The organism is Streptomyces sp. NRRL S-244 (assembly GCF_000717915.1).
In the GTDB taxonomy this organism is placed as follows: domain Bacteria; phylum Actinomycetota; class Actinomycetes; order Streptomycetales; family Streptomycetaceae; genus Streptomyces.
The window spans coordinates 37008-56982 of the sequence record NZ_JOCX01000007.1 but is presented as its reverse complement, the minus strand read 5'-3'; the positions used below and the strand labels follow the sequence as shown (position 1 = coordinate 56982).

Genomic DNA, 19975 nt, shown 5'->3' with positions numbered 1-19975 from the left:
CCGATCGGAGCGGACCGGGGCGGCCAGGGCCGGACCGGAGCGGTCAGGGGCGGGGGGTCTGATGCGGTCAGGGCCGGGCGAGTACCGCCACGGCGTTGTGGCCGCCGAATCCGAAGGAATTGCTGACGGCCACCTGCCCGGCGTGCTTCCCGGCCGTACCGGCGACGACGTCGATGTCCGTACCCGGGTCGGGCTCGGCCAGCCCTGCCGTGGGCGGAACGATTCCCTCGGCCAGCGCCAGGACGGTCAGGGCCGCCTCGATGGCGCCCGAGGCCCCGAGGGTGTGCCCCAGTGCTCCCTTGGCCGAGGTGACGGGCGGCCGGTGGGGGAAGACACGGCGCAGCACGGCCGCCTCGATGGCGTCGTTCTGCCGGGTCGAGGTGCCGTGCGCATTGACGTGGCCGACGTCCTCGGGGCCGACCCCCGCGTCCGCGAGGGCGGCGCGGACGGCCCGCTCGGCCCCGCGGCCCTCGGGGTGCGGGGCCACCAGGTGGTGCGCGTCCGTGGAGGCGGCGTGGCCGATGAGGCGGGCGAGGGGCCGGGCCGCCCGGGCGGCGGCGTGCTCGGGGCGCTCCAGGACCAGTGCGCCGGCGCCCTCGGCGATGACGAAGCCGTCGCGGGTGGCGTCGAACGGGCGCGATCCCGTGTCCGACAGGGCGCCCAGCTGGGAGAACCCGGTCACCACCAGCCGGGTGACGCCGGCGTCGGCGCCGCACACGAGGGCGATGTCGCACTGACCGGTCGCCAGCAGGTCCCGGGCGAGGCCGAGGGCGGTCGTGCCCGAGGCGCAGGCCGTGGACGTGGCCAGGGCGGGTCCGGTCACCCCGAAGCGCAGTGCGATGTTGGCGCAGGTCATGTTGGTCAGGTAGGCGGGGAGGAAGTACGGGGAGACGAACTCCGGTCCCTGCTCCCGGAGTCGGGCGAGCGCCTTGTCCTGGGTCAGGACACCGCCGAGGCTGCCGCCGGTGACGACGGCGACCCGGCCGCCGTCCCACTCGCGGGGGTCGAGTCCGGCGTGGTCGAGTGCCTGCGCCACGGCGACCAGGCCGAACCGGTCGACGGGGTCCAGGTGGGCCGAGCCGCGCCGGTGCAGGACCGGGTGGTCCAGCTCCGGTACACGGCAGCTGAGGGAGACGGGCAGACCGTGCAGCAGGGGGTCGGGGACCGCCGTGGCGCGGCCGGCGCGGACCGCCGCCCACGTGGTGTCCCGGTCGCATCCGGCGGCCGTGACCAGACCGAGCCCGGTCACGACGGCCTCGGGGCGACTGATCAACGGTCCGTCAGCCGTTCGTCGACGGCCGCGGCGAACTCCGCGAGGGTGGCGGCGCGGAGCTCCTCCTCCTCGACCTTGATGCCGAGCGTCTCGTGAACGGCGATGGCCATCTCGACGATCATGAGCGAATCGATCAGCAGATCGCGCATCGGCGCGTTTCCCCGGACGTCTTCGGATGGGACTTCGAACTTCTCGATGAGCAGTTCACTGATCACGTCGAGGACGGATTCCGGCGCGGAAGTGGTCACGGCATCTCTCATTTGCGGTAGCGGTGCGATTGCAGCAAGGTGCGAGGGCAGGGCCTTCTCGTGCTCAAATAGGTATCACGGCAGGGTATTTACTCAAAACCCGTCCCTGTCAGGCTTGTTGATGATTCGAAATGTGAGAGTGGGGATCATTCGTGTCGGAAAGCATGACCGATGTGATCGAGGTGGCCGGGGCCGAGCTCAGGAACGTGCGGCGGCTGCTCGGCAATGCCGGGGAGGACGCCTGGGACCGGTTCCTGGACTGGCTCGTCGACGACTACTTCCGGCTCGAAGTGGCCGGGGTGGAGAACATCCCGACCGAAGGGCCCGCCGTCCTCGTGGCCAACCACTCGGGTGCCTGGGGACTCGACGCGTTCGTCCTCCAGAAGGTTTTCGCCCGCACCCTCACGCGGCCCCTGCACGTTCCCGCGGCTCCGCTGGTCTTCCGCTTCCCGATCCTCGGCCCGTACGCCCGGAAGAAAGGCGCCATTCCGCTCGATCCGACACTGGGAATGGAACACCTGACCGCCGGGGAACTCGTCGGGGTGTTTCCCGAAGGGCTTTCCGGTCTCGCAAAGCCCTTCCGCAAGCGCTATCAACTCCGGCCGTTCAGTCCCGGATTCGCGGTCACGGCCGTTCGGGCGGGAGCCCCCGTGGTCCCGGTGTCCGTCATCGGTGCCGAGGAGGCGTGCCCCCGGGTCGGGGAGATCCCGGCCCTGGCACGCCTCTTCGGCCTCCCCTACTTCCCGATCACCACGCTCTTCCCCCTGCCCGCGAAGTGGCTCGTCACCATCGGCGAGGCGATCCCCGCGCCTCCTCGGCCCGAGTCCTACGCCGCCCGGGCCGCCGCGGCCCGGCTGTTGTGCGCCGAGTCGCAGGCCGCCGTACAGGCCCTGGTGGACCGGGAACGGCGCAGGCGGGACACGCCGTTCTGGTAGTGCTCCGCAGGTCGGGGGAGCCGGCTCGCTCCGGGGACGGCTCGCTCCGGGGGCCGGCTCGGCCCGGGGCCGGCTCAGCCGCCCTCGGCCACCGCCCGCACCTCGGGCCAGACCAGGGTGGTCGACCCCCAGGCCAGCCCCGCTCCGTACGCGGTGAGCGCCACCCGCAGGCCCGGCGACAGCGTCCCGGCGGCGGCCGCCTGGGCCAGCAGTACGGGCACCGAGGCCGCCCCGGCGTTCCCGTACGTCTCGATGTGCGACAGCACCTGCCCGGGCGCCAGGCCCAGTTCGGCGGTGAGTGCGTCCAGGATCCGCTGGTTGGCCTGGTGGGCGACCAGTACGTCCAGGTCCGCCGGACGCCACCCGGCCCGGTCCACGGCCCGCGTCACGGAGTCGCACATCCCGACGACGGCCTGCTTGCGTACGACGGGCCCGTCCATCCGGAAGTACGGTGAGAACTCCGCGTCCGGATCCGCCAGTTGTTGCTTCCTGGCCCGCGCTCCGCCGCCGGGGATCTCCAGCAGATCGGCCTGCGCGCCGTCGCTGCCCAGGTCGAACGGCCCGAACGCCCCGGGGGCACCGGCCTCGCCCGCGCGCAGCACCACCGCGCCCGCCCCGTCGCCGAAGATGGCCGACATCAGCCAGTCCTGGGGATCGAGGAACGCGCTGAACACGTCGGAGGCGACCAGCAGGACGCGGCCGAAGGCGCCGGCGGTGATCATCGAGGAGGCCACGCCCAGGCCGTAGAGGAACCCGCTGCAGCCCGAGGCCAGGTCGAACGCCGGTACCGTGCCCAGCCCGAGGCGCGCCGCGACCTCCGGGGCCCCGGCCGGCATGAGCCGGTCCGGGGAGATGGTGGTCAGGACGACCGCGTCGACCGCGGACACCCCGGCCGCCGTCAGCGCGTGCCGGCCGGCCCGTACCGCCAGGTCGACGGTGGCCTCACCGTCCGCGACGCGCCGGCTCGCCACGCCGATGCGGGCACGGATCCACTCGTCGCCGATGGGCCGCTGCCCGCACAGCTCGGCGTTGGTGAGGACGCGCGGGGGCACGTACGCGCCGAGCCCGGTCAGGACCGCGGCGCGGCCGCCTGCCGCCATGGGCGCGGGCTCGGGCTCGGGTGCCGATGTGTGCATGGATCCGTCCGCCTCAGTCCGTCAGTCCGTCAGTCCGTCAGCCGCTTCGCTGCCTGCCGTACGCCGTCGGCGGCCGTGGCGCACCGCTCGGCGTGGTCCAGCAGGACCATGCGGAACCGCTCGCCCTCCTCGTCGGTGTTCCAGCCGCTGTTCCCGGCGCAGGCGGCGAGGCTCTCCGCGTGCCGCTCCAGCCGGTCGGCGCTGGCGTGCGCCAGGGCCCCGTACGCGGCCGGGGCGTAGCCGAACGCCGAGACGGGCACCGCCGTCGGCACGGCCACCGTCACCCGCCCGTCGCCCTGCGGGGCGGTGAGGTCCTCCAGCGCCACCACCAGCGTCCGCGGATCGAGCGTGTCCGGCAGCCGGTCCGCGGTGAACCGCGGGGCGATCAGCAGCGGGCGGACCGCCTCGGTGACGGCGCGCACGATGTGCTCGGCGACGAGGGCCGCGAACCGGGTCGCCGCGCACCCGGTCGGGGCCCCGCACAGCGGCGGCATCCCCGAGCTCCCCGCCCCGCCCGACGTGCCCGTCGGCGCCGGGTCCGGGCGGTCCTCGCCGTCCAGGCCGCGCAGCCAGCCGGGCACCCGCAGGATCTCGGTCCCGGCCTCGACCGCCAGGTCCTGCCAGACGAAGTCCGCGCGTACGGGGTACACGGCCGCGGCAACGGGCGGCCAGCGGCGCAGCGCTTCGGCCACGGCCGCTTCCGGGGACGCGGCGGCGCCCACGGCGAGCAGGGCCAGCGCCTGGAGTACGGTCTCGGCGGCGGCCTGGGACACCAGCGCGAGCGCGTGCGCGACGGCCGGTCCGGCGGCGTCCGGATCGCTTTCCTTGCGCCCGGGACCCTGGGCCAGGAGCCTGCCCGCCAGGGAGGCGGGGTCCGGGTCGGCCAGGTGTGGTGCCAGCCGGCGCCACAGGGCCTCGGCCCGGCCCGCGTACGACCTGCTGTCGGCGGCGGCCGTCGCCGCCGTGAGCACCTCGCTGAGCAGCGTGTCCTCGACTGCCGCGGCGCCCGCCACCACGCGCCGGCCCAGTCGCTGCATGCCGCGCTGCCAGTCCTGCCAATCCAGCGTGCCGTCCCCGCGCCGGGCCGCGATCACCCGGTCCACGTCCTCGGCCAGCAGGGCGCCGAGCTCGGCGGCCGGGACGGCCGCGTCGCGGGGCAGCGGCACGTGCGGCGACAGGCCGTACCGCTGCCCGCCGGCCGTGAGGCCGACCGCGGGCGCGAGGGCCTCCGCCTCGTCCGCCGCCGCGAGCAGGCCGGCGGCGTCGGCGGTGGCCAGTGGCAGGAGGAACGGCCCGAAGGGGGTGCTCAGTTGTACCGGGCGGCCGGAGCGGGTGCGCCGCAGGAATGCCAGCAGCCCGCGCGTCACCCCGTCCCGGGTCAGCATGTCCAGCCCGAGGGCGCGGGCCGGGGCGTCCACCCAGGGCAGCCGCTGGGCGACCATCGCCGCGCTGAACACGGCGTTCTCCAGGGGCCAGGCCGTGGCGGGACGTCGCGCCGCGGTGGCCGGGCTGTCGGCAGTGGTCATCGGTCGGTCTCCCTTGTGGTCACTTGTCGCGCAGCATGTAGGGCTGGTTGCCGACGACTTCGCCGTCGTACTCGGTGATCAGCTTGTTGACCTGGTCCCGGTAGGGCGTGAACTCCCCGCGCAGCGCGTCGGAGTACGCCTGCGGGGCGTGCGACAGCGGGTAGTCGTACGACTCGTCCAGCCAGGCCAGTTCGACCCAGCTCTCGGGGATGTCGTGGGGCGAGGCCGGTCCGCGTCCGTCCAGTCCCGGGATCACGTCGTGCTTGTTCACGAGGCTGATCACCCGGGTGGTGTGGTCGGCGGGCCGCTTGCTGTCGATCGGGGAGCCGATCGCGATCACGTGGGTGACCCGGTAGGTGGCGGAGACCTCCACGTCGGAGGCGAGGTTCATCGCGGTCATCCCGCCCAGGCTGTGCCCGACGATCATGAGCTCCGAGCCGGTGGGCACCCCGGCCCGCCGGAGCAGCTTCTTCGCCGCGCGCGTGTAGGTCGTGTCGGTGCGCAGCAGTCCGTCGAGCGCGCCGACCAGGTCCTGCGGGGTGCTGTTGCTGAGCAGCCCGAAGCTGGTGCCGGGCAGCAGGAGTACGTACCGCACGGCGCCGTCGGTGCACTCGACGCGGCGCAGCAGTACCAGGCCGTGGTTGCCGAGGGCCCCGATGTCGTTGACGTAGCTGACGATGTCGTTGCGTGAGGTGGCGAGCACCTTGGCGAGGATCGGGTCGGGTTCGGTGCGCTCGGCGCGGCCCGGCCCGGGGTTGAGGAACTTGAGGACCGAGCTGGGCAGTCCGAGGATCGGGTCGGTGGTCGGCACGCCGCCGGCGAGCGTCACCCACGAGAAGTCGTCGTTGACCGGGTTCTCGTCGAGCATGCCGAGCAGGGCCAGCAGCTCCATGATCACGGGGCTCACCGTGGTCAGGGCGCGGGTCACGCCGAGCAGCTCGATCAGCGCGCGCATCGCCCGCGCGGCCTCCAGCCGGTTCCCGGCCACCATCGCGTCGGTGAGGCGGCGGGCGGCCGGGGCGTCGAGGTTGGGGTGGTCGATCGCGGCCGCCTTGATCCGCAGGGCGAAGGCGTCCACCGCCATGGCCACCTTGGCGGGCCGACGGTACGTCATGTTGCCGGCGATTCGAAGGAGTTCACCGATGAGGCCGCCGTTCGCCCCGAACCCGAGCCCGGCGGACCCGGTCAGCGCCCGGGCGCAGGAGAAGGCCGTACCGAGGGCCCAGCCGGGGCGCCGCACCGCCTCCAGCCCGAAGCGCCAGCTGAACATCGCGCCGGTCAGCTCCGCGCCGGACCGCTTGGCGGTGAGCGCCGCGTCGGCGAGCAGGACCGAGGCGGCGATGAGGAGTTCGGCGTCGATCCGCTCGGGCTCCGCTTCGGGTGCGGTGGGGGCGGGTACGCGTACGGATGCGGGTGCGGCCGGGGCCGCGCCCGGGGCGGCGGTCCCCGGGGCCCTCCGCGCGGGGAGACGCTGAGCCGTTTCGTCGACCACCTGAGGCGCCACTTACGTACCTCTCATCCCTGTGAACGGCTTCGCAGCCTTGCCTGCCCGCTGTGTGCGGGGGAATCGTGGCATCGAAAGTGATCCTTTCCGCGCGTCCCGAGCTCCGTTCGCACCCCTCGCCCCCGTGCGGAGCCGGCCCCGGACCCCGTCCCGGGCCAGTGCCCACGGGCCTCGGCGGATCCGGCGGGCGCCCGGTTCACCCGACGGAGTCGGGCGGCTCCGGGAGGATGACCGGGCCCCCACGCTGTTGACGCACCCCGGTCCGGCCATTCGTTTGGCATGGACGCGGCGTACAGTCGGCTGCCGACGCCGGGACCCGACCGAGAGCAGGGGCAATGACAGGCACCGCACCGACTTCCACCCTCGCCGGCTGGCGCCGGGCCCCGTTCTCCGCCGAGGGGCTCACGTACGACTGCTTCGAGAAGGGCGAAGGGCCGGGCGTGGTGCTCCTGCCGGAGCTGCCCGGCATCACGCCCGAGGTGCTCGGCCTCGCCGAACACCTGGTGGACGAGGGGTTCACCGTCGTGATGCCCTCGCTGTTCGGCACGCCCGGCAAACCGGTGTCCGTCGCGCGGACGGCGGCGGTCTTCGCCCGCATCTGCGTGTCCGCGGAGTTCCGGGCCTTCGCCACGAACGCCCGCCGGCCCGTCGCCGACTACCTCAGGGCCCTCGCCCGCGACCTCGCCGCCCGTACGCCCGCCGCCGGGGTCGGCGTCATCGGCCTCTGCTTCACGGGCGGTTTCGCCCTGGCCGCGGCCGTGGACGATGTCGTCCTGGCCCCCGTGATGAGCCAGCCGTCGGCCCCGATCGCGCTGACCGCCGCCCGGCGCGCGGACGCCGGTGTCTCCGAGGGAGAGTTGCAGCGCGTCGTCGAGCGCACACGGAACAACGGCCTCTGCGTCATGGGGCTCCGGTTCAGCGAGGACTGGATGGCCCCCGAGGAGCGGTTCGACACCCTGAGCTCCCGGCTCGGCGAAGCCTTCAAGGTCATCCGGCTCAGCTCGGCCCCGGGCAACGGCGACGGCTTCGGCCGGCAGGCCCATGCGGTGCTCACCCTGGAGGTCCGCGAAACCCCGGAGGACCACCCGGCCTTGAGGGCCCGCGCGGAGGTCACCGCGTTCCTGCACGCACGGCTGGACGGCTGACCGGACAGCCTTTCGTCCAGAAACGTGTTCCAGCCGGGTTGGCTCACCGGCAACACTTGCACCATGACCGGTCACGACCTCGATGAACTGCCCGACCCTGATCAGCCGCGGCCCGCGGGGCAGCCGGCAGGCCCCACCCCGCCGCCTGCCGTGCAGCCCGGCTACGGCTCCGACTACCAGGCTCCGGCGCCCGGTTCCGGCCCCGTGCCGGGGAACCCGTACGCGCAGCCGCTGCCCGCGCCCCTGCCGCCTCCCCCGCCCGGTATTCACGGCCACCCCGGGCAACAGCCCGGATTCGGCGCCCCGTTGCCGCCGACGACGGGCGGGGCGGGCAAGGGCCCGTTCCGGGGCCGGCCCACCCTGCTGATCGCGGCGCTGCTCGCCGGCCTGCTGGTGATCGGCGGCGGGGCGTACGCCCTGGTGGGGAAGGGTCGCGACAAGGCGCCGGCCGGGACCGGGGCCGGGGGTACGGAATCGGCCACGCCGTCCGGTTCCCCCTCGGTCGACAAGGGCGACGGAAAAGGCCCGGGCGGCGGCCCGGACGTGTCCGACCTCAACGCCGGGATCAAGCCGGGCGAGGCCCCGGTCTGGCTGAGCGAGAACAGGACCGAAGTACCCGGTTCGGGGACCTCGCAGTACGGCCCGTGGCGGGTGGGCGACGTGGTGGTCCGGGCGATGTTCAAGGAGGTCACCGCGCATGCGGTGACCGATGGCCGGGAGAAGTGGAAGGTCGCGCTGGAGAGTCCGCTGTGCGGAGTCGCGCCGGCCCCGTCCGCGAACGGGAAACTGGTCGTCGGCGTCAAGTCGGGCGACGGCGAGGGCGCCCGCTGCACCCACCTCCAGCAGATCGACCTCACCACGGGCAAAGCGGGCTGGAAGGTCGAGGTGCCGCAGGAGAACTCCTATGACACCTCGGTCGAGTTCAGGCTGGCGATCGCCGGGGACACCGTCGCGGTCGCCCGGTCGGCCGTCGTCAGCGGCTTCTCGGTCACCGACGGCCGAAAGCTCTTCGGTACGTCGAAGACGGGCGCCTGCTATCCGGCGGCCGTCGGCGGTGGCGGTGGCGGTGGCGGTGGCGGTGCCAAATTGATCAACGTACGGAACTGCCCCGACCCGAACGACGCGGCCGGCAAGTCCGTGACCGTGATCGAGGAGGCCGACCCGGCGACGGGCGCGCCCAAGTGGAACTACCAGTACGAGAAGGGCTGGAACCTCGGCCGGATCTACTCGGTGGACCCCCTGGTCGTGGCCGCGTACCACTCCGACCGGAAGGTCTGGAACATCACGGCCTTCACGGCGGAGGGCAAGGTCCGCTCGCAGACCGAGTCCAGGTTCGGGGTCCCCGGCCGGTGCAACGGATGGGGCGACGGGAGCGGTGATCTGCACGGCTGCGCAGGCGCCGTCGTCGATGCCGACACGCTCTACATCGCCGCGGGCAAGCCCGGCACGAGCCTCGGCATCGACACGACGGACGAGGTCGTCGCGGTCGATCTGAACAGCGGAGCCGAGAAGTGGCATGCGGCCGCGCCCAAGGACCGCGCCATGTTGCCGCTGGCCGTCGAGGACGGCAAGCTCCTCGTCTACGTCCAGCCCGGTGCCAAAGCGGCGGGCGCGGTCGCGGCGCTCCCGGTGGCGACCGGCGGCGAACCGCAGGTGGTCCTGGCGAGCCCGGAAGGCACCAAGGGCGCCGCATCCGTCTTCTACCCCAACACGGTGCGCCTGGCCTGGGCGGGCGGACGGCTCTTCCTGCTCAACGGCCGGGTGTACAGCCCCAAGCCGTCGGAGGTGACGCACGCCGTCCTCTCCTTCGGCCGGTAGGAGAGGCGGCGGTGCGCCTGCCGGGAGAGCCAACAGGTTGAGTGTTCGTCCAGCCTCGGCATCGTGGCCGAGTACAACACCGGCAGGGCGGCCGGCCCGCCGAGCCGGGGGCTTCCGTACCGCGTCAGCGCTGCGTCAGCCTCGTACGCTCCCGCACCCGCTCCCGCTGCCCGGGTCGTCCGAGGCGCGGGCGATGCCGTCGAGCTCCTTGGCGATCCACGCCCGCTCCGCGGCCTCGCACGGCGACAAGGCCCCCGCGAGCGCGGGCTCCTGGCGGGGGCGGGTGTTGTCCACGACCGCCCAGCCCTTGCCCCCGTCGGGGGCGGCCAGTTCGACGAGGCGGTGGTCCAGGTGCCCCGTGATCATCACGGCCATCAGGGACAGGTACTCGCGCTGCAGGTCAGGGGAGAGATCGGTGTCTCCCGGCACTTCGAGGACGGCCTCGCGGCCGTCGGCGAGCAGCGCGCAGGTGGTCTGGACGGCCCGGATGAGCACCTCGAACCGTTCGCCGCTCAGGCGCCCCCGCAGGACTTCGAGGTAGGGACCCAGGACATCGGCCTCCTCGCCGTCCCCCGAGTCTGCCGCATGGTGCTCGATCATGTTCCCCGCCCCTCCCGGACGGCCGCGTCCTCCCGAAGTGTAGGGAGTGCACTGCACCCCCACGGCGCTCTTCGGCCATCGGCGACCGGCACCTCCGTCCCACCGTCAACAGGTGTCACCGGTACCCGAGTTGGCGTGCGGCCGTTCCAACGGTCCGATGAGTGGCCGGAAGACGCCCATGGCGGGCGGCAGATCCGGAGGACTTCCCTCCGAATAGCTGGGACCATGCCGCCCGCATATTCTTTGGGGATATTCCTTGTGTAATAGCAGGGAGAATGCAGTATCTCCGCACTTTCTACATTGACAGTGCGCCGCGCCCTGAGGGTTAATTACTTCACGGGTGGCCTGATGTAGTCGTGTGCGGACGGGTTGTGGTCGGTTCCTGACCGGTTCTTTCCGGGCAGTTGCGGAGTGTGCGGCCGTGACGGTGCCGCGGCGGCGGGGCACTCCGAAATCGCACGTGTCATGACGATCGTACATTGAGCGGGTATTGGCGAATCCGACTCTTCCGTGGGGGGATCAATGGCCCGGCTCGACCCTTTCCCTGTTCCCGATTTCCACCTTCCGTTCGGGAACTCCAAGCATCCACTGGCCGCACGGGCCAACGCCGAGGCCACGTCGTGGGCGTTGGGCCACGAGCTCGTCACCGACGCCGCCGAGCAGTTCACGGCGATCGGCTGCGGACACCTCGCGGGCCGCGTGAGCGGCGAGGTGCCGTACGAGACCATCGTGCTGCTCGCCGAGTGGATGGCCTGGTCGTTCGTCCTGGACGATCAGCACGATCACCTCATCAGGACGGGTGAACTTGCCGCCTGGCGGCCCGTCACCGATGCCATCACCGAGTACCTGGCCACGGGCAGGACCTCAAGGTCTTCATCGCGCCACAATCCACTGGTGGGCGGATTCATCGAGCTGTGCGACCGGATCCTGGACGGCATGTCCGCGGGGACAGCGTCCCGATACCGAACACATGTCCCCCAGATGCTGCACTCGCTGGACCAGGAAGCGGGCAATCGCGGTGCCGCCAGGCGCCCTTCGGTCCAGGACTACGTCCTCATGCGCCGGCACAGTTCCCAACTGCTGCCGATGATGGACATGGTGGAGGCCGGACTGGGAATCGACCTGCCGCAGGACGTCCACGACCTCCCCGCTTTCCAGGCGGTCGTGGAGAGCGCCGTGGACATCATCTCGTGGGGCAACGACGTGTTCTCGTTGCCGAAGGAGCACGCCTGCGGGGACAACAACAACCTGGTCTCCCTCATCGCCTCCTGGGAAGGACGTTCGCTTCCGGAGGCGGTCAAGTCGGTCGAGGAGCGCATCCAAGTCCGCATAGAGGACTACGTGGCGGCGGAACGCCGGCTGTTTCAAGTCATCGATGCCCAGGGGGAGATGGACCCCTCGGTGCGTACGGCGGTCACCCGCTGCGTGCGGAGTTACGAAGACTGGATGATCGGCGCCGATCTGTGGCAGCGTTACGAGTGCACACGGTACAGCGACGAACGGTTCGCGGCCGGGCTGGAGTCTGCTTACACCCGCCCGGACCTCGTTTCGGTGGCATGACAGGGAGTCGACCCATGGCCCGTACGGAACAACTCGGCCCTGCGGTCCACGCACCGGCGGCTCCGGGGCGGTTACCGCTCCTGGGCCACGCCATCCCGTTGTGGCGGCAGCCGATCGCCTTCCTCGAATCGCTGCGCGAGCACGGCGACATCGTGCGGCTCGACATCGGGACCTGGCCCGTCCACGTACTGACGAGCCCGGACCACGTCCACGCCGTACTGGTCCAGCAGGCACAGAAGTTCGGGCGCGGCCGGGTCTTCGACCGGCTGCGGCCGATGTTCGGCAACGGCATCGTGACGACGGACGGCGAGTTCCACCGCAAGCAGCGCCGGATGATCCAGCCGGCGTTCCACCGGTCCCACATCGCCGAGTACGCCGAGGTGATGAGCCGGGCTGCGGAGGAGATGACGGCCTCGTGGACGGCGGGCCGGGAGATCTCGATGGTCACCGAGGCGCGGCGGTACGCGCTGTCCTCGGTGGCCGAGATGATCTTCTCGGGGGACCTGAGCCGGCCCGCCATCGCCGAGGTGCACCGCTCGCTGCCGATCGTCCTGGAGGGGATGCTGCTGCGGGCGGTCATGCCCAAGTCCCTGGACCGGCTGCCCATCCCGCTCAACCGGCGCTTCGACGCGGCGGCCGCCCGGCTGCGGGGGATCATCGACCAGGTGATCGCGCAGTACGGCACCGAGGAGGCCGGGGAGGAGGACCGCCACGACCTCCTGTCCCTGCTGCTGTCGAGCGTCGACCCGGAGACGGGCACGACGATGAGCCCCGAGCAGGTGCGGGACGAGGTCATCGCCATCCTGTTCTCCGGTACGGAGACCTCGGCGACCACCCTGTCCTGGGTCTTCCACGAGGTCGGCCGCCACCCGGAGGTGGAGAAGCGCCTCCACGACGAGGTCGACGCGGTGGTGGGCACGCGCCCCGTCCGCCCGTCCGACATCGCTCAACTGCCGTACGCCAACCACGTGTTCCAGGAGGCGCTGCGCCTCCACTCGCCGCTGCTGTTCACCCGGCGGGCGCTGGTCCCGCTCACGCTGGGCGGCGTCTCGATCCCGGCCGGCGCCGAACTGGCCTACAGCCCTTACGCGTTGCACCGTGACCCCGCGCTGTTCCGCGATCCCACGACGTTCGATCCGGACCGATGGGAGGAGAACGCGGACGAGCGGCCGCGCGCGCACCGGTACATCCCGTTCAGTGCCGGCCAGCACAAGTGCATCGGGGACACGTTCGCCGTGGCGGAGATCCTGACCGCCGTCGCGACCGTGGCGTCGCGGTGGCGGCTGGTACCCGCTCCGGGGGTGACGGTTCGGGAACTCCCGGCGGGGATGCCCCAGCCCAGCGAGCTTCCGATGATCCCTGTTTCACGCCATTGATGGAATCTGATCGATTCCGCTCACTTCAAGGCGAGTTCGGCGATCACCCGCCGTCACGGCCCTCGTAAAGTCAGCAGAGGATACAGCGTTGTCTTCTTACGAGTGACGTGATCCCGCAATAATGTGCTTAAGCAGCAACTTCTCGTCCCCAGGGTCGTACACTCGGCCGCACGCGCTGGAGGGGGCAAGAATGTCACATGTCACGGAACCGCAAGGGTGGGCGACCCAGCCGCTGCTCGAGCGGGAATCCGAGATTCGCGCGATCCACCGCGCGGTGGACGAGCTGTGCGGCACCTCGGACAACGGTCCGATCGCACGCCGCGGAGGTGTACTGACCTTCGCGGGATCGGGCGGCATCGGCAAGACCACCCTGTTGGGCGAGGCCCGCCGGCACGCGGCCGAGCGCTCGTGCACCGTACTGTTCGCCCGCGGTGGCGAGCAGGAGAAACAGGTTCCGTTCCACGTCATGCGGCAGCTCATCCAGCCGGCCTTCGCCGCCATGGCCGAGGACGAGCGGCGTGACGTCCTCGGCACCTGGTACAGCATCGTCGCCCCGGCGCTCGGGCTCACCGCCACCCCGGAAGGCCCGACGGCACCCGACCCGCAGGGCGTGCGCGACGGCCTGGACTGGGTCGTCACCCACCTGACGGTACGCAGCGCGCCCGTCGTCCTGATCCTCGACGACGCCCACTGGGCGGACGCCGAGTCCCTGGCCTGGCTGACCGCGTTCGCGGCGCGGGCCGAGGAGCTCGCCATGCTGATCATGGTGGCCTGCCGGCCGGACGAGATCCCCGCCGGCGCCGGAGCGCTACGGGCCCTGATGGGCCGGCAGGGGACCCGTCCGCACGAGCTGGCTCCCCTCACCACGACCGCGGTGGCCCGCATAGTGCGGGACGCCCTCGGTCAGAGCGCCGACGACGTGTTCTGCCGCGAATGCTGGGCGATCACCGGCGGAAACCCCTTCGAGGTCGTCGAACTGGCCATGAAGGGCCGAGACCGTGAGCTGAAGCCGAACCAGGACAGCATCCCCGAGCTGCGTGATCTGGCCTCCGCCGTCAAGGGCAGCGGCCTGATCGACCGCCTCGAACAGCTCGGTCCGTCGATCGTCCGGCTCGCCTGGGCCGCGGCGGTGCTCGGCACCGCCGTCCCGACCGGCATCGTCGGAAGCGTGGCGGCCCTCGGTGAGGCACAGGTCGCCGACGCCATCAACCAGCTGCGGGCCGCGCGCATCCTGACGGTCCTCACGGGCCTGCGCCGCAAGGAAGTCGTCGAGTTCTTCCATCCGCTCGTGGCCACCGCCGTGTACCGGTCGATTCCGCCCGGTGTGCGCGTCGCGATGCACGGCATGGCCGCGCAGGCCCTGGTCGACGACGGGCAGGGAGCCGCGGCCGCGGCCCGTCACCTGCTGGAGATGCACCCCGACGGCGACCCCTGGGTCGTACAGCAGCTGCGCCAGGCAGCGCGCGACAGCTTCTCGGCGGGCGCGCCCGACGCCGCGCGCCGCTATCTGGCCCGCGCGCTGCGCGAGCCCCCGGACACCGAGGACCGGGCCGAGGTGCTGTTCGAGCTCGGCTCCGCGAACCTCCTGCACGATCCCGTGACCACCATCAACCAGCTCAGGGCCGCGCTGGAGGAGCCCAAGGCCGAGCAGAGCCTGCGGGAGACGATCACCTACCGGCTGGCCCAGGCCCTCGCGCACACGGGTCAGCTCGCGGAGGCCGCCGGGCTCCTCCAGGAGGAGGCCAAGCAGGCCACCAGCTCCCGTACCCGGCTGCGCATGCAGGCCGAGCAGTTCAAGTGGAACTCGGTCCGGGTCGACGAGGAGAACTCGCCCGCCCGCTCCCGGCTCCTGTCCCAGTTCGCCAAGCGGATCACCGGCCGCGGTCTGGCCGAGCGGCACATCCTGGGCCTGCGGGCCTGGGACGCCGCCATGCGCGGCGAGCCCGCCACCACGGCGCTGGACTACGCGGAACAGGCACTGGACGGCGGGATGAGCTGGACCGACCAGGACTTCGGGTTCGAAGTACCGTCGGTCATCGCGGTCACGCTGATGTACTGCGACCAGCCGGGCCGCGCCGAGGACCTGTTCAACACCGGCATCGTCGAGTTCGAGGCGAAGGGCTGGCGCGGCGCGCACCTGTCGTTCGTGTACACCCTGCTCGGGTACGTCCGCTACCGGCGCGGGCGGCTCGCCGAGGCGGAGGACTTCGTACGCAACGGCCTGCAGATCGCCGACCGTGTCGGACAGGGGATCCCGGCGCAGTGGTACGCGATCGGAACGCTCATCGAGACCCTGCTCGCCCGCGGGAACACCGAGGAGGCGCAGCGGGTCGCCGAGGCGTACAAGCTGGGCGAGGGCTTCCCGAACGCCGTCGTCTATCCCGACCCGCAGGCCGTGTGGGGCAAGCTGCTGCTGGCCCAGGGCCGGACCGACGAGGCGCTGCGGCACCTGGCGGCCGCGGGCAAGCGGCTCGATCTGCGCGGCACGCGCAATCCGTCGTGGAGTCCGTGGCAGCTGGACCTGGCGCTGGCGCAGATCTCCCGTGCGCCCGACCAGGCGCGTGCCACGGCGGCCGAAGCGGTGGCCCGGGCGAAGGCGTTCGGTACGTCGAGCGTGATCGGCCACGCCCTGCGCGTGTCGGCGGCGGTCACGGACCCGGCGCAGGCGGCCGGCCTGCTCCAGGAGGCGGTGGACCACCTCGAACAGTCCCCGGCCGCCTGCGAGCTCGCCCACGCGCTCGTGGATCACGGCACGGCCCTGCACATCCTCGGTGACCCGCACCGGGCGGCGCAGCAGCTCTACCGGGGCATGGAGACCGCCGCGGCCTGCGGCGCCGACGGCCTCGCGCGCCGCGCCCGCTCCCAGCTGGTGTCGGCCGGACTGCGCCCCCGCCGACTGCACACCTTCGAACAGGACACGTTGACCGTGGCCGAGAACGCGGCGGCCGAGCACGCCGCGCTGGGCCTCGACAACGCGGCGATCGCGGCGAAGATGCACAGCAGCCCCCAGGCGGTCTCCGAACTCCTCTCGGCGGTCTTCACCAAGCTGGGCACAGACCGCCTCGGACTCCGCAGAGCCCTGGGGATCTGACCGCCCGGCCACGACCGTCCCGTCCACGACCACCCCGACCACGATCGCCCTGGCCGAAACCGGTCGCTGAGGAAATCATCACTGCCGCCGCCCGCACACCCCTGCATTAGCTTGAACGGACATGCGAAGGCATGCCGACGGGGGTGTGATGGCGACGCAGTCTGTGGGGACCGACGTCCGAAACGGGGGGCTTCCGGAGGCCACCCGCCTCGGGACCTCGACCGGGGCCCGGCTTGCGGTGGTTGCCCTGGCCGTGCTGGCGGCCGTGGCGCTGGCGCTCTGTGCGTTCGGGGCCGCGCGCAGCGCCGGCAGCCCGGCGCAGCGGGCCGTACTGGGGGCCGGAGCGGTCGTGTGGGCCGTGGTGCTGGTGCCGCTGCTCGTGGAGGCGTTGTCGCCCGAGGTCCTCACCGTGGGGCCGGGAGGCGTCGAACTGCGGCGCGGGCGGCGCCGGGTGCGGCTCGTGTGGGACGACGTGGAGGCGCTGTTCCTGCTGCCCTCGCGGAAGACCGGTCCGGCCGCCCCGGGGGCTTCCGCCGTCGGCACCTCCGCTGCGGCAGCCGCGGTCGCGGCCTTTCAGGGGCGGCTCCTGATCCGGCCGCGTGCGGGCAGTCCGGCAGGGCTCGCGCTGCGCGGTTCGCCGAAGTGGGACCGGCACTGGCAGGCCGTCGCCTTCGACCTCCAGCGCGTGGAGGTGGGGACTTCGGAGCAGGCGCCGTCACGCCTGGAGGCGCTCTTCGTCCCGTACGCGGGGAGCCGCTGGCGCGGGACCGCCTCGCTCCCCTTCGACCGGACCGGTGGAGTGAGCGTACCGGGGCGGCTGTTGACCTGGCCCGCGGTCCTCGTGTTGCGGCTGCGGTGGCTGGTGATCCTGGTCGGCATGCTCGCCGCGGGTGCGGGGTCGGCGGGCCACGGAGTCGGGTTCCCGACGCGGGCGGCGACCGCGGCCGCGGGAGTCGCCTGCGCCGTGGCGGGTACGGGGTGGCTGACCCGGCGTCTGTGCCGGCGCTGCCGGCTGCGCCTGGACGGGGAAGGGCTGCGGCTCACCGTGGGCGGCGCCGAACGCCTCATGAACTGGGACGAGTTGAGTGAGGTCACGATCGGACCGGCCCTGAGCCGGCGCGGCGGGTCCCCGGCATCGGCCACCGCGGTGCTGGCGCGCCCGGCGCCCCACGCCGCGCCGCCCGCACCACTGCCGGGCCGGGTCTTCCCCGTACGGACCGATCCGCGGCTCGTGGAGATCGCGCCGCTGCACTCCCCCGGCCTGCAGTACTGGCACGGACTCGACGTGTTCCCGGAGCAGTTGGCCGCGGCGCTCGACCGGGTCCGATCCGACGGGGGCGGCGGCGCGCACGGTGGACCGGCGTCCCCCGCCGCCACGGCAGAGACCCTCACCCTGTACGTCTCGCCCACCGCACCGGGCGCCCACCGCACCATCGCCTCCGCCCTGAGGGTCGAGGCGGGTGCCCGGCGGATGCTCGTCGTGATCGAACCCGGTACCTACCCGGAGGCCCTCAGGCCGTCGGGCACCGTCGAACTGCGCGCCGCCGCCCAGGGCGGGCACACCGTGGTGATCGACGTGCCGGCCGGGACGGCGGGCGCGGCGGCCGTCGACTGCTCCGGGGACGTCACCCTCAGCGGGCTGCGCATCGCCGGCCGGACGATGGCCGCCGTGCGGGCGGACGGCGGGCTGCGGCTGAGCGGCTGCGCCGTCGAAGGGTGGGCCGAGGACGCCGTACAGGCCGTGAGCGGAGCCCAGTTGACCGTCGAGGACTGCGAGATCCGGATGGGCCGCACCTCGCTCACCGGGGCCCGCGCCATCGTCCGCCGGAGCCGGTTCCACGGAGCGAAGGCCGACGCGATCGCCCTGACCGAGGGAGCCCGCGCCGAGCTCCGTGACTGCCGGGTGTCCGATGCCCGGGGCTCGGCCGTGAGCGTCATCGCGTCCTCCGCCGTCATCGAGGACTGCGAGCTGTACGGCGCCGGCAGCCACGCGGTGCTCGCCCGCGATCACGCGGAGGTCGACGTGGCGCGCTGCCAGATCCGCGACATCGCGTCGACGGCCGTCTCGTACGTCGATCAGGCCCGCGGAACGCTCGAGGACACCACGGTCTCCGGCGCCAAGCACGGGATGTACGTGGCCCGCGGCGCCGACCCCACCGTGCGCCGGGTCCGGTTCCGCGACTGCCGCGTCACCGGGCTGAGCGTGGGCGAGCAGGGGCGCGGCCGGTTCGACGGCTGCGCATGGGAGGCCGGCGGTGACACCGGCATCAGCGTGTCGGACGGCGGCGCTCCCGTCATGGACGACTGCCTGGTCCGGGGCGGGAGGCTCGGGCTGCTCACGGAGAAGGCGCAGGGACGGTTCACCGGGCTGCGGATCAGCGACCAGACCACGACCGCGATCCTGATCCGCGAGGAATCGACGGCCGAGCTGAGCGACGTACACCTGGAGAAGTGTGACGACGGACTGGTGGTCCGGGGCGACGCGGTCTCCGTCACCCTCACCGGGGCGACCATCGTCGATCTGGCCGCCTCCGGAATCTGCCTGGAGGGCAAGGCACGGCTGCGGGCGGAGCGGTGCACCGTCGAACGGGCCGGCCTGTTCGGTTTCAACTGCCGCGACAACACCAACCTTTCGGCGGCGGACTGTGTCGTGACGGGCGCCGGGGAGGCCGGTGTCCTGGCGGTGTCGAACGCCACGGTCGACGCCGAGCGGCTCACGGTCACCGATTCGGCCAAATGCGCCGTCATCGCGAACGGCAACAGTCGGGTGACCATCGCTCATGCCGTACTGCGCGGGGGCGGGCAGGACGGCATCCGGCTCGCGGATTCGGTCATCGGCCGTTTCGAGGACTGCGACGTGACCGGTTTCCACGGCGAGGCCGTCTCCGGGAACGACCGCGTCCCCCTCGTCGACGTCCGCACGGGCGCCACGGACGCGGACATCGAGCGGCCCGAGGCAGGCCCGCTCGCCGCGCTCCACGCCATGATCGGCCTCGATGCGGCCAAACGGCAGGTCGGCGTCCAGGTGGACCTGATCCGCCTGACCAAGTGGCGCAAGGACGCGGGCCTGCCCGCGCCGCCCCTCGCCCACCACCTGGTCTTCTCCGGTCCGCCCGGCACGGGGAAGACGACCGTCGCCCGGCTGTACGGACAACTCCTGGCCGCACTGGGCGCGTTGAAGAAGGGCCACCTCGTCGAGGTGGCCCGCGGGGATCTGGTCGGCGAATACCTCGGGCAGACCGCGCAGAAGACGCAGCGGGTCTTCGAACGGGCCCGGGGCGGCGTCCTGTTCATCGACGAGGCGTACAGCCTGTCGCGGCGGTTCGGCGCCGGGTCCGACTTCGGCCAGGAGGCCATCGACGTGCTCACCAAGCTCATGGAGGACCAGCGCGACGACGTCGTGGTGATCGCGGCCGGCTACACCGAGGAAATGCGGACGTTCCTGAACTCCAACCCCGGTCTGCGCTCGCGCTTCTCGCGCACCATCGAGTTCGTCGCGTACGAGCCCGAGGAGCTGACCCGGATGGTCGAACTCCAGGCGCGGGCCCTCGCGTACGTGCTCGCCCCCGAGGTCGCCGGACTCCTCACGGAACGCTTCGACCGGCGAGCGCGGCGCGGTGATCCGGTCAACGGGCGGGACGCACGGACCCTGTTCGAGGGCATGGTCGAACGGCAGGCGGGTCGGCTGGCCGCGCACGAGCAGCCCACGCGCGAGGAGCTCGTCCTGCTGCTCGCGGACGACATTCCGGGCGAGCGGTAGCAC

The 19975-nt window shown here is 72.4% G+C and carries 13 protein-coding genes; 7 read left to right on the top strand and 6 right to left on the bottom strand.

Annotation, left to right across the window (positions count from 1 at the left end; translation table 11 throughout):
• Nucleotides 1-67: 67 nt before the first annotated feature.
• Both IF02_RS0110215 and IF02_RS0110210 read right to left on the bottom strand, forming a co-directional pair.
• Complete coding sequence (locus tag IF02_RS0110215) at nt 68-1270, bottom strand: beta-ketoacyl-[acyl-carrier-protein] synthase family protein (protein ID WP_030155515.1); 1203 nt, start codon at nt 1268-1270, stop codon at nt 68-70.
• The gene (locus IF02_RS0110210) at nt 1270-1521 is read right to left on the bottom strand and encodes an acyl carrier protein (protein ID WP_030155514.1); all 252 of its coding nucleotides are present in this window, start codon (nt 1519-1521) and stop codon (nt 1270-1272) included. Before IF02_RS0110210 ends, IF02_RS0110215 begins: the two co-directional genes overlap by 1 nt.
• Before the next feature lie 164 nt (nt 1522-1685).
• Between IF02_RS0110210 and IF02_RS33065 the strand changes: the two genes are divergently transcribed.
• Nucleotides 1686-2456: a 1-acyl-sn-glycerol-3-phosphate acyltransferase gene (locus tag IF02_RS33065; RefSeq protein WP_051696105.1), complete on the top strand. Its 771-nt coding sequence runs from the start codon at nt 1686-1688 to the stop codon at nt 2454-2456.
• Nucleotides 2457-2530: 74 nt separating this feature from the next.
• Here the strand turns inward: IF02_RS33065 and IF02_RS0110200 are convergent, their stop codons facing one another.
• Genes IF02_RS0110200 through IF02_RS0110190 form a run of 3 tightly spaced genes read right to left on the bottom strand, consistent with a single transcriptional unit; the run spans nt 2531 to nt 6622 of the window.
• The gene (locus IF02_RS0110200; RefSeq protein WP_234318151.1) at nt 2531-3592 is read right to left on the bottom strand and encodes a beta-ketoacyl-ACP synthase 3; all 1062 of its coding nucleotides are present in this window, start codon (nt 3590-3592) and stop codon (nt 2531-2533) included.
• Between the two features lie 29 nt (nt 3593-3621).
• Nucleotides 3622-5118: a hypothetical protein gene (locus IF02_RS0110195; RefSeq protein WP_030155510.1), complete on the bottom strand. Its 1497-nt coding sequence runs from the start codon at nt 5116-5118 to the stop codon at nt 3622-3624.
• A 19-nt stretch (nt 5119-5137) separates the two neighbouring features.
• Complete coding sequence (locus IF02_RS0110190) at nt 5138-6622, bottom strand: lipase family protein (protein ID WP_158708479.1); 1485 nt, start codon at nt 6620-6622, stop codon at nt 5138-5140.
• A 335-nt stretch (nt 6623-6957) separates the two neighbouring features.
• On the opposite strand from IF02_RS0110190, the gene IF02_RS0110185 reads away from it, so the two are divergent.
• Nucleotides 6958-7767 carry a dienelactone hydrolase family protein gene (locus tag IF02_RS0110185; RefSeq protein WP_030155507.1) on the top strand — a complete coding sequence of 270 codons (810 nt, stop codon included), beginning with the start codon at nt 6958-6960 and terminating at the stop codon, nt 7765-7767.
• Nucleotides 7768-7830: 63 nt separating this feature from the next.
• Nucleotides 7831-9585 carry a PQQ-binding-like beta-propeller repeat protein gene (locus tag IF02_RS0110180; protein ID WP_158708478.1) on the top strand — a complete coding sequence of 585 codons (1755 nt, stop codon included), beginning with the start codon at nt 7831-7833 and terminating at the stop codon, nt 9583-9585.
• Between the two features lie 135 nt (nt 9586-9720).
• Here the strand turns inward: IF02_RS0110180 and IF02_RS0110175 are convergent, their stop codons facing one another.
• Nucleotides 9721-10185, bottom strand: coding sequence for a hypothetical protein (locus tag IF02_RS0110175; protein ID WP_030155504.1), 465 nt, complete (start codon nt 10183-10185; stop codon nt 9721-9723).
• A gap of 522 nt (nt 10186-10707) precedes the next feature.
• Between IF02_RS0110175 and IF02_RS0110170 the strand changes: the two genes are divergently transcribed.
• From IF02_RS0110170 to IF02_RS0110155, 4 genes are all read left to right on the top strand, one after another.
• Nucleotides 10708-11745, top strand: a complete 1038-nt coding sequence (locus IF02_RS0110170) for a terpene synthase family protein (protein WP_030155503.1) — start codon at nt 10708-10710, stop codon at nt 11743-11745.
• Nucleotides 11746-11759: 14 nt separating this feature from the next.
• Nucleotides 11760-13121: a cytochrome P450 gene (locus tag IF02_RS0110165; RefSeq protein WP_030155501.1), complete on the top strand. Its 1362-nt coding sequence runs from the start codon at nt 11760-11762 to the stop codon at nt 13119-13121.
• 190 nt (nt 13122-13311) lie between these two features.
• Nucleotides 13312-16212: an ATP-binding protein gene (locus tag IF02_RS0110160; protein ID WP_030155500.1), complete on the top strand. Its 2901-nt coding sequence runs from the start codon at nt 13312-13314 to the stop codon at nt 16210-16212.
• A 148-nt stretch (nt 16213-16360) separates the two neighbouring features.
• The gene (locus IF02_RS0110155; protein ID WP_030155498.1) at nt 16361-19972 is read left to right on the top strand and encodes a right-handed parallel beta-helix repeat-containing protein; all 3612 of its coding nucleotides are present in this window, start codon (nt 16361-16363) and stop codon (nt 19970-19972) included.
• Nucleotides 19973-19975: the final 3 nt, after the last annotated feature.

Coding starts and splice junctions, on each gene's coding strand:
- IF02_RS0110170 (WP_030155503.1), top strand. CDS start 10,708: ATGGCCCGGCTCGACCCTTTCCCTGTTCCCGATTTCCACCTTCCGTTC.
- IF02_RS0110195 (WP_030155510.1), bottom strand. CDS start 5,118: ATGACCACTGCCGACAGCCCGGCCACCGCGGCGCGACGTCCCGCCACG.
- IF02_RS0110185 (WP_030155507.1), top strand. CDS start 6,958: ATGACAGGCACCGCACCGACTTCCACCCTCGCCGGCTGGCGCCGGGCC.
- IF02_RS0110175 (WP_030155504.1), bottom strand. CDS start 10,185: ATGATCGAGCACCATGCGGCAGACTCGGGGGACGGCGAGGAGGCCGAT.
- IF02_RS0110155 (WP_030155498.1), top strand. CDS start 16,361: ATGGCGACGCAGTCTGTGGGGACCGACGTCCGAAACGGGGGGCTTCCG.
- IF02_RS0110180 (WP_158708478.1), top strand. CDS start 7,831: ATGACCGGTCACGACCTCGATGAACTGCCCGACCCTGATCAGCCGCGG.
- IF02_RS0110165 (WP_030155501.1), top strand. CDS start 11,760: ATGGCCCGTACGGAACAACTCGGCCCTGCGGTCCACGCACCGGCGGCT.
- IF02_RS0110200 (WP_234318151.1), bottom strand. CDS start 3,592: ATGCACACATCGGCACCCGAGCCCGAGCCCGCGCCCATGGCGGCAGGC.
- IF02_RS0110160 (WP_030155500.1), top strand. CDS start 13,312: ATGTCACATGTCACGGAACCGCAAGGGTGGGCGACCCAGCCGCTGCTC.
- IF02_RS33065 (WP_051696105.1), top strand. CDS start 1,686: ATGACCGATGTGATCGAGGTGGCCGGGGCCGAGCTCAGGAACGTGCGG.